Annotated in this window: 7 protein-coding genes and 1 pseudogene; 2 read left to right on the forward strand and 6 right to left on the reverse strand. The window is 56.6% G+C overall.

Features of this window, described 5'->3' with window-relative positions; genetic code table 11:
• Nucleotides 1-23: 23 nt before the first annotated feature.
• Nucleotides 24-818, reverse strand: a complete 795-nt coding sequence (locus tag ACUNV4_RS09760) for a FadR/GntR family transcriptional regulator (protein WP_430878352.1) — start codon at nucleotides 816-818, stop codon at nucleotides 24-26.
• Between the two features lie 352 nt (nucleotides 819-1,170).
• On the opposite strand from ACUNV4_RS09760, the gene ACUNV4_RS09765 reads away from it, so the two are divergent.
• The gene (locus ACUNV4_RS09765) at nucleotides 1,171-2,781 is read left to right on the forward strand and encodes an ABC-F family ATPase (protein ID WP_430878353.1); all 1,611 of its coding nucleotides are present in this window, start codon (nucleotides 1,171-1,173) and stop codon (nucleotides 2,779-2,781) included.
• 79 nt (nucleotides 2,782-2,860) lie between these two features.
• Here the strand turns inward: ACUNV4_RS09765 and ACUNV4_RS09770 are convergent, their stop codons facing one another.
• The 4 genes from ACUNV4_RS09770 to ltrA form a co-directional block, all read right to left on the reverse strand.
• Nucleotides 2,861-3,628, reverse strand: coding sequence for an enoyl-CoA hydratase-related protein (locus ACUNV4_RS09770; RefSeq protein ID WP_430878354.1), 768 nt, complete (start codon nucleotides 3,626-3,628; stop codon nucleotides 2,861-2,863).
• 1 nt (nucleotide 3,629) lies between these two features.
• Entirely contained in the window at nucleotides 3,630-6,767 is a 3,138-nt protein-coding gene (locus tag ACUNV4_RS09775; protein WP_430878355.1) for an amino acid adenylation domain-containing protein, read from the reverse strand.
• A 246-nt stretch (nucleotides 6,768-7,013) separates the two neighbouring features.
• Nucleotides 7,014-8,456: a dihydropyrimidinase gene (hydA, locus tag ACUNV4_RS09780; protein ID WP_430878356.1), complete on the reverse strand. Its 1,443-nt coding sequence runs from the start codon at nucleotides 8,454-8,456 to the stop codon at nucleotides 7,014-7,016.
• A gap of 182 nt (nucleotides 8,457-8,638) precedes the next feature.
• On the reverse strand, nucleotides 8,639-9,937 hold the full coding sequence (gene ltrA / locus ACUNV4_RS09785) for a group II intron reverse transcriptase/maturase (RefSeq protein ID WP_430878357.1): 1,299 nt from the start codon (nucleotides 9,935-9,937) through the stop codon (nucleotides 8,639-8,641).
• 808 nt (nucleotides 9,938-10,745) lie between these two features.
• On the opposite strand from ltrA, the pseudogene ACUNV4_RS09790 reads away from it, so the two are divergent.
• Nucleotides 10,746-10,898, forward strand: a pseudogene (locus tag ACUNV4_RS09790) (FCD domain-containing protein); the annotation flags it as partial.
• A gap of 1 nt (nucleotide 10,899) precedes the next feature.
• Here the strand turns inward: ACUNV4_RS09790 and ACUNV4_RS09795 are convergent.
• Nucleotides 10,900-13,197 carry a molybdopterin-dependent oxidoreductase gene (locus ACUNV4_RS09795; protein WP_430878358.1) on the reverse strand — a complete coding sequence of 766 codons (2,298 nt, stop codon included), beginning with the start codon at nucleotides 13,195-13,197 and terminating at the stop codon, nucleotides 10,900-10,902.
• Nucleotides 13,198-13,260: the final 63 nt, after the last annotated feature.

Consider the following 13,260-nt stretch of genomic DNA (forward strand, 5'->3'; position numbering starts at 1 on the left):
AGTATCGATATCAGGCAGTACGCCTAGCGCTCGAGCAACAGAAAACCTTGATTGGCATCATCAATGGCTCGCTTGATCAGCTCTCGCATGGCGCGCTCGGCCAATGGCGCATCCCCCGCGGCAAAGGCGTTGTATACCTCTTCATGCAGCGCATGTCCTTCATCCATGCCAATCAATTCCGTGGTATAGCCCCGCGCCTGCATCTGCAGATCCAGCAACAGACTCAAGGCGGCTTCGATGACCGCATACAGCTGGTCCAGCAACTCCGATCCAGCGATGGAAAGAAAGGCGCGATGAAACTGCAGATCGGCTCTGATGAATTCATTGCGACGTTCTTCATGGCTGAGCCCCGGCGCATCGAAGATCTCGACCTTGGCCGCCCAGGCGTCATGCACTGCCTGCTTGCCTGCGTCATCCGCATGCACCGTTGCATGATAGGCGACTCCCGGCTCCAGGATAAGCCTGACACGCAACAGATCGCGCAGCAGACTTTCCGTCTCTCCGGCCTTGATGCGCCAGTCCATGACATCCGGGTCGAGCAGACGCCATTCGCTGCGAGGCTGCACCCGGGTACCGTCGGAGGTACGGCTGCGAATCATGCCCTTGGCGCCCAATATGCGAAATGCCTCTCGAATCACCGATCGGCTGACCTGCAGTTCCTCGACCAGGTCTGCCTCTCGCGCCACCACGCCGCCTACTGGCCAATCCCCTCTGACGATACGGGTGCCCAGTATATTGACGGCCGAGCCCAGGATGCCCCGGACTTCGATGACGCCTTCGAATGAACCAGCGAACACGGGTGACTTGTGTCTGCTCATGAGCCGGATGAGTGTCTTGACATTATCTTATTATCATACATTGTCGGAGAATACCCGATCTCGTACAGGGACGCGAGTCGCATCTTCTCGGGACCATCACCTCGCGGAGACTTGCCGACCAATCGATCATCCTGATCCATTGCCTGCTAGCCGAGCCTTGTCGCCATTCGAACAGGAGACTGGCGCAGCCGGAGAATCGCATCAGCGGCACCAGACTGATGCGGACTGTGCGCCAACACACGACTCACAGCAGCCGTGACTGTATGACAGGGGTCAGCGGGCTATCCAGTGATAGAATACCCGGCTACTTTTCTCATCGGTGCGCCTGCGTACCCAACCGCAGGTATTTGTCGTGATTTCTGCCGCCAACGTCACCATCCAGTTCGGCTCGAAGCCGCTGTTCGAGAATATTTCCGTCAAATTCGGTGACGGTAATCGCTATGGCCTCATCGGGGCCAATGGCTGTGGCAAGTCCACCTTCATGAACATCCTCTCCGGCGCGCTTGAGCCGACTGCCGGCAATGTCTCGCTGACACCCAACGAGCGTATCGGCAAACTGCATCAGGATCAGTTCGCGTTCGAGGAGTTCACCGTCATCGATACCGTCATCATGGGTCATGCCGAACTGTGGAAGGTCAAGCAGGAGCGCGACCGCATCTACTCCCTGCCGGAGATGACGGAGGCCGAGGGCATGCGTGTTGCCGAACTGGAAGTGGAGTTCGCGGAAATGGACGGCTACACCGCCGAGAGTCGTGCCGGAGAGTTTCTCAGTGGTGCCGGCATCGAGGAATCCCTGCATTTCGGGCCCATGAGCGATGTAGCACCGGGCTGGAAACTGCGGGTATTGCTGGCGCAGGCACTGTTTGCCTCACCCGATATCCTGCTGCTGGACGAACCCACCAACAACCTGGACATCAATGCCATCCGCTGGCTGGAAGGTGTCCTGAGCAGTCAGAAAAGCACCATCATCATCATTTCGCACGACAGGCATTTCCTGAACACCGTCTGCACCCATATTGCCGATATCGATTATGGCGAGCTGCGTGTCTACCCCGGCAACTACGACGACTTCATGATCGCCTCCACGGCTGCGCGTGAGCTGCTGCAGAACGAAAATGCCAAGAAGAAGGCGCAGATTGCCGACTTGCAGCAATTCGTCAGCCGCTTCTCGGCCAATGCCTCCAAGGCCAAGCAGGCCACGTCACGTGCCAAGCAGATCGACAAGATTCAGCTGGCCGACATCAAGCGCTCCAGCCGCGTCAGTCCGTATATCCACTTCTCGCAGGACAAGAAACTGTTTCGTCAGGCGTTGACCTTCGAGAACCTGAGCAAGGGCTTCGATGAAGGCCCCCTGTTCGAAAAAGGCGATCTGATGCTCGAAGCCGGTTCGCGTCTTGCCATCATCGGTGAGAACGGCGTGGGCAAGACCACCCTGCTGCGCTGCCTGCTGGAGGACATCAAGCCTGACACCGGCAAGATCCAGATGTCCGAGAATGCTTCCATCGGGTATTGCCCGCAGGACAACACACGGGATTTCAGCAACAACCTGAGCCTGTTCGACTGGATGAGCCAGTGGCGCAAACCCTCGCACAACGATCAGATCGTACGGGCGACACTGGGCCAGCTGCTGTTCTCGTCCGACGACTTCGAAAAACCAGTACAGGTCTGCTCCGGTGGTGAGAAGAATCGTCTGTTGTTCGGCAAGTTGATGATGAGCTCCCCTAATGTCATGGTGCTGGATGAACCCACCAACCACATGGACATGGAAGCGATCGAAGCGCTGAACCTGGCACTGGTGCATTATGAAGGCACGATCATCTTCGTCAGTCATGACCGTGAATTCGTCTCCTCACTGGCCACGCAGATCATCGAGATCAAGGACAGGAAGCTGGTGAACTTCGCCGGTACCTACGACGAGTACCTGGCCAGTCAGAACCAGACGAAGAAGGCTGCAAACTACTGATTGACCGGGCAACATCTGCGACCTGGGCTGGCAGGCAATCGAGCCTGCCGGTCGCACTTCAGATGTTGCCCGATTGCCATTACCCGGAATTGAAGGACGGCTTGCGTTTCTCCAGAAAGGCCTGCATTCCTTCTCGAGCATCCTTCGTGGCCCACAAGGCATGATAGGTGCGACGCTCGAAAACGAGTCCATCGTGCAGGCCGGTCTCCTCGGCCCTGTTGACAGCATCTCTGGCAACCATGGTGGCGATCTTGCCGAATCCGGAGATTTCTTCCGCCACCTTGACAGCCTCTGACAACAGCGTGTCGACAGGATAGACTCGCGATACCAGTCCGCATTGCAGGGCCTCATCGGCATCGATGAAGCGACCGGTCAGTATCATGTCCATCGCCCGGGCCCGTCCGATCAACCGGGTCAGCCGCTGCGAACCGCCCATGCCAGGTATGAGGCCAAGCTTGATTTCGGGCTGACCGAATCTTGCATTTTCCGCAGCAAGGATCATGTCGCACATCAATGCCAACTCACAACCACCTCCCAATGCATAACCGGCCACCGCTGCAATCTTCGGTGTTCGCAGTTGACTGAATGCCTGCCAGCCCGATAACACATCGCCCGTCAGCATGGAGGAATAATCATTCGATGCCAGCTCACCGATATCGGCACCAGCGGCGAAAGCCTTGTTGGAACCGGTGATAACGAAGCACCCTGTGTCCTGGAGACTGTCCAGCGGTGTCAAGGTATCGATCAGCTCACGCATCACATCGCTGTCGAGGGCATTGAGCACTTCGGGGCGATCAATGACCACCACCACGACTCTACCCATCTTCTCGATCTTCAGATAGCTCATTTCAAGAATCCCATATTGCGCCGTAGGCAGGTATGCCTCGCGATTCCATGCCGTGGACAACCAATCTGGTGACCTTTTCGTTGGCGATGACGATGACCGCTTCGGCATCGAAGCTCTGCACGGCCGAGTAAGCCAGATGAACCAGGTCCGGCCGCCCGCGAGAGTCGGTATCCCAGATCAATGCATCGGGCTCGACATCGAGAATCTCATCGACCAGTGCATCCCCATAGGTCGTTCTGGCGTTTCGAGTAGACCAGATCAGGTGTGCCGGTACTTCCTGCGCCAGCAAATGCGGCAAGGCGGGACCAATACCACTGCCAGTCGCCACCCAGACGACACGACGGAACAGTTTATCCACGTTGCCCACACCGGCGGTTGGAATACCCTTTACCCACACATGCGATGGCATGTCGTCAATGAGCTTCCCGGTCCAGTCACCAGCTCGCGATATGGTCAGCCGAAATCCACTTTCCCGTGGCGACGGCACATTCGCGAAGGAATGCCACTCCGTCAGGGGACTCCTGCTGATGGTGGTGGATGAACCGGCAAAGGGTTTGACGCCATAATCGAAGCGAACGATCGCCACGTGATTTGACGGCCGATCGATTTGCACCGGCACTTTCTTCAGACGCAACCAGGGCAACACGATACTGCAAGTCACGAGCACCAGACACCAGAAGATCACTGAATCGGACAATGCGCTGAGCATGTTCTGATTGCCCCGAAAATCATGGATGAACGAGAATGTCAGGGCCCAGAAAAGCAGCAGTGCCGTCCAGCCGCCAAAGCGATGCATCATCTCGAAGCCGTTATGAAATCGCGCACGAAAGGAGGGTCGTGCCATGATCAGCATGAGAAGCAACACTAGCGTGATCTGCACACTCAATACCAACGTGGCAACCGACGCTGATGTTGCTTGTCCGCCTGCCAGAAACTGCCAGATCAGGGTCGCGGTAGCCAACAGCATCCATGCTGTCGCGGCAATGGCGCCACCCAGATGCAAACCACCAAAATGATACACCTTGCCCATCAACTGTCGAAAGCGCAGCGGCATCCATAATGGAGTACTGGTGGCCGCCTTGAACAACAGATTGATCACGTATTGCTGTCGGAACACGACGGCAATGGTGAGATTGGCCACAACCATATGCATGAGGGGTGACAGGCTGACGGCACCAGTGGACCACCAATGCCCCGCCGTCAGGCCATGAATCAGCACCATGATGTTGGCGACCAGCATGACAGCGGCGAGTCGCCAGTAGTGATATAAGGTATGGTGCGCCAACCTTGCAACAAGACGATTTCCCGGCGCAGGCAGCGGTGTTGCGAGATAAGCGTCAGCTCTTGCGGCGTCATCTACACCAGTCGCATCCCTGCTCACCATCGTGTTTCGCTGGTCTGACTGGCGGTTAGTCGCCTTTTGCCGATCCTTGCTGACAGGTTCAACCATCTCCATGCCGGCTGCCGATGCTCTGGCCTGCCTGGCCAGAGCTCTCTTGTCGATCTTCCCCCTCTCGGTCAGGGGCAGCTCGGGCAGTGCCTCGATGAATGCCGGGACGCAGTAATAAGGCAGAGCTTCCGCAATGCGCCGCCGTGCCTTGTCTGTATCCACTGTTTCAGGCGCTACAAATGCCACAAGGTGACGGCTGTCATATTTCAGTGCAGCCGCACGTTGGCAACCTTCAACCGACTCGAGTATTGCAGAAACGGAATCCAGCTCGACACGAAACCCCCTGACCTTGACTTGATCATCCGTACGCCCCAGATGCTCCAGTAAACCATCCTCGGTCCACCGTGCAAGATCTCTGGTATTGAACATGACACGCCCTCCTCCGAGAAAGGCATCGGGCCGGTAGCGCTCTCGTGTCAGAGTTGGATTGTTCAGATAGCCGGCAGTGACACAATCGCCCCCTGCCCACATTTCCCCCACTTCGCCTATTGGACAAGCCTCACCAGACTCATCAAGAATGTAGACGGTGTTGTTGGGTGTAGGTTTTCCGATCGTCATGACAGACGCAGTCTTGTCATGCGGATACATGGTATTGACGATGGTCGTCTCGGTTGGTCCACAGGCATTGAAGAAGGTAGCCTGTTCAGCCCAGGTGTCGGCCAGGTGCCTTGGACAGGGTTCGCCGGCCACAGCCACTTTTCGGACATCCCTGCTTTCAACAGGATCCACCAGGCTCAGGATGGAGGGAGTGGCAATCAGCACCGTGGCATTCTGCGCAGTTTCAGAAATACTCGAGCCTCTGATGAGAAGCGAACCGCCATTGACAAGACAGCCAAGTATCTCCCAGGCTGCCATATCGAATGAAATGCTGAGCAATTGCGCAACCCTGTCACCCGATCGGATTCCCAGATTACCGGGACTCGTCAACAGGATATTGCAAAGATTCTTGTGAGTCACTTGCACGCCATTGGGCTTGCCCGTGGTTCCTGACGTGAACAGGACAATACACACCGCACTGGATCGCGAGTCATACGTCGGCCTGGGCTGCTCTGCCCACTTGCATGTCAGATCACCGCTGTATTTCTGCAGATCATCCACTGCCAGACACAGCACCGAGGGAATCTTCGGCATCTTGTCCATGAATTTGCCAAGCGTCAACACGAACTTTGCCCCAGTCGTCCTGACGATGTAATCCAGCTGCGTTGCCGGCGCGACACCGGCATCCTGTGGAGCGTATGAGGCACCCGTTTTCAGAATGGCCATGATCCCCACCACCATTTCGATGGACCGTTCCAGAAACAAGGGAACACAATCACCTGGGACGACACCAAGCCCGATCAGCAAGCCTGCAAGGCGATTGGCCTGTTCATCCAGCTGCCGATAGGTAATGGACTCCGTGAGGTGTGACACCGCGATGGCATCTGGAGTCTGCCGAGCCTGATGCTCGAAGGCATGGTGAACGGCTGAGTACGACACCTGCTCCGGTTGTCCCAGGCCGTATAACCAGAACAACCGCCTTTGCTCCCATGGCAGGTGAGCCAGGGAGCCTGAAAATCCACTTTGATCTTCATTGCCGACCGACTCTGCGCGTTCTGACGCGGGACGAGCCGATCTGATCTCGAACCGCGTGTGCTGCTCGATGGCACCTGCGACTTCCGGGTATGAGGCTGTTACAACATTCTTTGCCATTTCTGCACTCCATTGTCTCCTTTGTTTGAGGTATCAGGTCTTCAGCTTGAAGAGACTGAAAAGTTCAAACCGTCGGACAACGGGAGTGCAGATAAAGCTTTAACAGAAATATAACAAAATCAATACGATTTCATGACGGGTCAGAAGTTGATGCCTCGAGATACTCATCGACGACTTCCGCTTGCCTGACCGGCTGACAGGAAACGGCAATGAACCGTTTCCTGTACCAGCACCTGGCTACCTTGCTCAACCCACCTCTCTGGCAATACCATCGTAGACCTCGCTGACTTGGCGATGCTGATAACGACCCGTCCCGGCTGTCGCCACCACCTTGCCCTCCACGGCGATGGTCTCGCCACGCAGGATGGTGCGCACCGGCCAGCCGGTAATCTCGATGCTCTCGTAGGGCGTGTAGTCGGCGCCGTGATTCAGATTCTCCTGACGGATGGTATCGATACGCCCGGCATCCCACAGCGTGATATCGGCATCGGAGCCCACCGCCAGCGTGCCTTTCTGCGGGTAGAGTCCATAGAGCCTTGCAGGGTTGGTCGATGTCAGCGCCACGAACCTCTCCAGTGAAATGCGCCCCTTTGAGACGCCTTCGGAGAACAGCAGTGGCAGACGAGTCTCGACACCCGGGATGCCATTGGGTACCCATTTGAAGGAGGTTCTCGCCTTCTTGTTGTTCTTGCCGATCTCGCCTTCTGCTTCGAAGAAGAACGGGCAATGATCGGACGAGAACACATCGAAGGTACCATCACGCAGTCCTTCCCAGATGGCCTTCTGACTATCCTCATCACGCGGTGGTGGCGAGCAGACATACTTGGCACCCTCAAAATCCATGTTCAGACCCTTGAGATCATCCCTGGTGAGCACGATGTACTGCGGACAGGTCTCGGCGTAGACCTTCATGCCGCGCTTGCGCGCCCACTGGATCTGTTCCATCGGATCGCGGCCGGATACATGTACGATCATGACCGGCACATCGGTCAGTTGCGCGTGACTGATGGCCCTGTGTGTAGCTTCACGTTCGGCGATCTGCGCATGTGCTTCGGCATGGTAGTAGGGTGCTGTCTTGCCTTCATCCTCCAGCGTACGGGTCATGTGCTTGATGGCATCGTGTCCCTCGGCATGCACCATCACCAGGGCCTGCTCCCGACGGGCCACTTCGAATACCTGTAGCAGCTCGGCATCGTTCAGAACCAGATCGTCGTAGGTCATGAAGACCTTGAATGAGGTGTAGCCGTCACGCACGAGCGCCACCAGTTCCTGACCCAGCACCTGCGGTGTCGGGTCGGAGATGATCAGGTGAAAGGAGACATCGGTGTAGCACTTGTCCTGCGCCTTTGCGTGATATTCGTCGACACAGGCTCGCAACGATGTGCCCTTGATCTGCAGCGCAAAAGGCAGCACCGTTGTATTGCCGCCAGCCGCAGCCGACCTTGTACCGCTTTCGAAATCATCGGCCATGACGGTGCCGTCGGACGTCGGCTGAGCCAGATGTACATGCGCATCGATACCGCCAGGCAACACCAGCAGGCCGCTGGCATCGATCTCCTCGGTGGCCCCGGTGATTTCATCGGCAATGGCTACAATGCGACCATCACGAATACCGATATCGGCTCGATAACGATCTGCAGCGGTGACGATTGTGCCACCGCGTACAGCCAGGTCATAAGTCTTGCTCATGTGCACTACTCCGTAACGATATTAACCAGGGCTTCAGTGAGTCGATCCACCTGTTTCCGGGTAGGAGCGGCTGTCTCCAGCCGCGCCCCCCACAGATCCGTACGTGACCCATTCGGTCATACGGTTCCTCGGCAATCAGTACCTTGGCATACTGATGTATGACTATCATCCCAGCAAGCTCGTTAAATCGCATGAACTACGCGTGGCAGGGGAAGTGGATAGCGCTCCAGAAACTTTGCAAACGCCTTTATCTTCAGGTAGCCCTTGCTGGATCGTTTACCTAACCAGCGACGCCAGGTTCTCAGCGTCTGTTCATAGACAACCTCAAGCATCTTGTAGTTGCTGCGGATACCATAGTAACCATAGTGCCCTTGCAGCTTTCTGCTCAAGGTTTGGTGTTGCTCATGAACCCGTATATGACGGTTATTGCGACACCATGTCCACAACGCCCTCAGACTTCGGCGCAACCGATTTGAAGCCGTCTTGCGCTTGACCACCCAGTGACCACTTCTTGCCTTGCCCCAGTAGTGGGTAAACCCGAGAAAGTCGAATGTACCAAGCCCACTCCTGTGTGTCATACGTTTCGATGGGCGCCAGAATGGCACCTGTCGAGTTTTCTCTGGATGAATCTGTAGCCCATACCTGGCAAATCGTTTCGGTATGACCACACCGAGACGATCCGTATCGCTTGCCAGCTCGCAACCGATGACAAAATCATCGGCAAACCTCACTAGAAACGCTCGGCCATGCAGTCTCGGCTGTACTTCGTGGACAAACCATTCATCCAGCACATAATGCAGATAGATGTTGGACAATAAAGGGCTTATCACACCACCCTGTGGCGAACCATCAGGAGGATAATACAAGCTATCTCCATCAACCACGCCTGCCCTTAGCCACTTGTTTATCAAACCCCGCACCACGCCGTCTTTCACCTTCCTATCCAGAAAGTGGTTCAACTGCTGGTGATCGATATCATCAAAATAGTGGCTCACATCTGCATCATAGATACTGCTCACCTCGCAGTCAAAGCAACCCTCCCTGAGCCGGCTTAGCGCTTGGTGCGCGCTACGCCTCGGACGGAACCCGTATGAGTGATCATGAAACTCTCCCTCATAGATGGGCTGCAGAATCATTTGCACCGCTCGCTGGAGAATCTTGTCCTCCAGTGACGGAATACCCAATGGCCTCCGCTTACCGTCCTCTTTGCCTATCCACACTCGTCGTACCGGTTGTGCCCGATAGCGATGAGTATGAACCCGAAGGTGAAGTTCTGTCAGTCGTTGCACCAGACCTTCTGAATACTCTGCTGCTGTCATGTTGTCGATCCCTGCCGCCGCCTCCTTGCGTAAACGCAAAAATGCCTCTTGCAGGAACTCCACATCAATCAGGTGATGCAGCGTTGTGAACACCCGTTCCGGGTGTCGTTTTGCTTGCTCTGCTAATCGATGAAGTTTTGTTGAGACAGTTTCTGGTCTCATGTGTACCTCCTGTCGGTCTATTCACCAATACGTCATACCCGGCTTCACCTTCCCTACAGTGGCTCCTTAGGGCTTTAGTCGTTCGCCACCTTCCCGATCAGCGTCAACCTGCACACTAACCCTCGGTACTATGATCCGCTAAGACTTCCAATCGCATTTCTTGAGGTCCTCCGCTATTCGCTTGTTCCCCAATACCTGCCTGCCCGTATCGCTTCGTTTAGTGGTTCCCGTAGGCTCGTCAACTCATCCGATACATGACTCGTTGACGCCAGGTGTTTTCTATTCCGGTGTCACCCATCCGGTTCCTCGCAACAGGATACGATCGGATCTCTCCAGTTCCCCGGTTACCCCTCTATTCACATGCCCTGGTCTCAGATCCCGGTGGTGTCCAACATGCTTGCCATCGCGCTTGCTGAACTGCTGCCTTCCGACCAATGAACATCGTCGGCTTTCACCTGAATGCTCAGGCTTATCCTTGTGGGCCACCATTTACATATTTCGGGACTCAATACACGGCCTGCGAACTCGCTACACCCTGCTTCAGACACCACCTGTTGATGATCGCCCTCGGGTTCACTACTTGCCTGCTGGCTAAGCTTTGGCGTGGCGGGATTTACACCCGCTGGGTAACATCAATCAATTTCAGGACTTCTACCTCCTTCCCAAGATTCGGGATTTAGCTGGACACGACCATCGTATTGTAATGAACCATCGACACCCGTACACAGCCGTTGTTGCCCGGCTCCCCGAGATTTTCAAGCAGACGCCGGGAAGGTAAAGTCGCCGAAGCGCCAGCGCATTCCGCACACCGAGCCGGAACGCATGGCGCAATCGCACAGCGAACAGCGAACAGCGACTGATACTGGAAGCGCTCAGACAAGGCGATTCGGATCAGGCCTGCCAGGCCATGCGCAATCATATCGGCAACACGGCCGTGTGTGCAGGCGTTCAGCTCTGCTGATTCAGCCCCTGAATTCCGGTTGGGAGTGCACTCGGATCTCCGGCACTTCACCGTCGAAGCGGCACAGCTCGACGAAAGCGGAATGTGCGGCGGGCCCCTGAGACAGCCTCGATGTACGCAGATCGTGCGTCAGCACATTGGGATTGCCATGTCGGTCGCGCTGCTGAGGTGCGGCGAAATCAGGGTCATACCAGGCCCCCGTCCAGAGAAATACAACCCCTGACATGACATCATCCGTGATACGGGCGCCGGCCAGGCAACGGCCTCTGTCGTTGAACAACTCCACCACATCGCCATCCTGAATGCCACGTTGGCGTGCATCATCGGGATGGATCAGCACAGGCTCTCGCCCCTGAATCTTGCGGCTCTTGCTGTAGTCACCGTTATCCAGTTGACTGTGCAATCGCGTGGCCGGTTGCCCCGATATCATCTGTAGCGGGAAGCGCTTGCAATCGCCATTGCTGATGCCTCGCGGTGGAAGCCAGCTGGCCTGACCCGGGCAATCGTCGTAGTGGAATCCGGCAATGGTCTGCGAGTACAGTTCGATCAGTCCACTGGGAGTGGGCAACGGCGACGCCTGCGGATTCGCTCGAAAGTCAGACAGGAACACCCTCTCCGGTTCAGGATCCTGCAACTCGATGATGTCACCGGCAATGAACTCCGACCACGTCGGCAATTCATCGCCGTGTTTGCGCGCCTCCGTGCGTGTTTCTTCCCACAGACGCTCCACCCACTGATCACCACTGAGTCCTTCGCTGAAGCGGGTATCGTCCGTCATTCTCTGCTCGAGCGCGCAGAAGATGTCGAACTCGGTCATGGCCTCGCCCGGCGGGTGGGCTAGCGCAGGCATGGGTAGCAATGCAGGATCGTACTTGCCGGCGGCGAAGTCCATGCGCTCCTCCGGGGCCGCCACCGGCAGCACGATATCCGCGTGCCGCGCCGTACTGGTCCAGTTCATTTCATTGACAATGACGGTCTCCGGGCGTTGAAAGGCCTGCCGCAGGCGATTCAGATCCTGAGCATGATGGAAAGGATTGCCACCGGCCCACCACACCATGCGTATGTCCGGAAAACGCATTCGCTCTCCAGCATAGTCATAAGATTCATGCGGGCGCAGCAATGCATCTGCCACCATGGCAACCGGCACGAAATTCTCCACCGGGTTGTGCCCTTGAGAGAATGATCCTGCGCGGTAAGGTCTGCCGGCAGAACCGAAACTGCCATTGACGGCATAGCCTATCCCGAATCCACCCGCTGTTCCGATCTGTCCCAGCAAGGCGGCCAGCGTGACCGTCATCCACAAGGGCTGCTCACCGAAGTCGGCTCGTTGTATGCCGGCCGTCGTCGTGATCAAGGTGCGATTCGCGGCCATTTCCCGGGTCAGTTCAGCCAATCGCGTTGCATCCAGTCCCGAGAGTCTGGCTGCCCAGGCAATGTCCTTGACAACCCCATCGGTTTCGCCAAACAGATATTCCCGCACCTGCTCATGGCCAACGGTGTAGCGATCGAGAAAGGCCTGGTCGTGCAGACCTTCCGATATCAGCAGATGCGCCATGCCCATCATCACGGCGGTATCGGAGCCCGGTCGTGGCGGCATCCACTCGGCATGCAGTTCATCGGCAGCATCGGTTCGCAAGGGGCTCAGATTGACGAATCTGACACCCGCCTCGGCGCAGGCACGCATGTCCGACGATGCACGATGCCGACCGATACCGCCGTCTGACACCTGCGTACTGCGTGCCGGGATACCACCGAACATGACCACCAGATCCACCTGTCTGGCAATGACCTTCCAGCGCGTGGCCTCGACCACCATTTCCCGGTAGTTCTTGATCACATGCGGCATCAGTCCCAACGCAGCGTTATAGCTGTAATTGCCTTCCGAGCGTACGAAGCCACCGCACACGTTCAGGAAGCGCTTCAGCTGGCTCTGTGCATGATGAAAGCGTCCGGCACTGGACCAGCCATAGGAACCGGCGTAGATGGACTCATTGCCATGCTGCTGGCGTACCCGGTCGAGCTCTGCTGCCAGCAATTCCAGTGCCTTGTCCCAGCTGACCTCGACAAACGGTTCACGACCACGTTCACCGGCCCTGGCCAGTGGTCCCTGTTCGAGCCAGCTCTGACGAACCGCGGGACGTCGAACACGCGCATTGCCGTTGAGACTGCTGGCGACATTGCCGTTGATCGGCGAAGGCTCCGGATCCGATGGATGTGCATCGACGGCCAGCAGTCTGCCATCCCTGACCCGTGCTCGTCCCAGACCCCAATGGTTGACCGTGATACCGGTATTTGTCATGTGTTCTCCATCAACAACAGGTGACCTTGTGATCCGGGTGGATCGTCAGCAAAGCTGACAAGG

Source organism: Granulosicoccus sp. 3-233, from assembly GCF_052681095.1.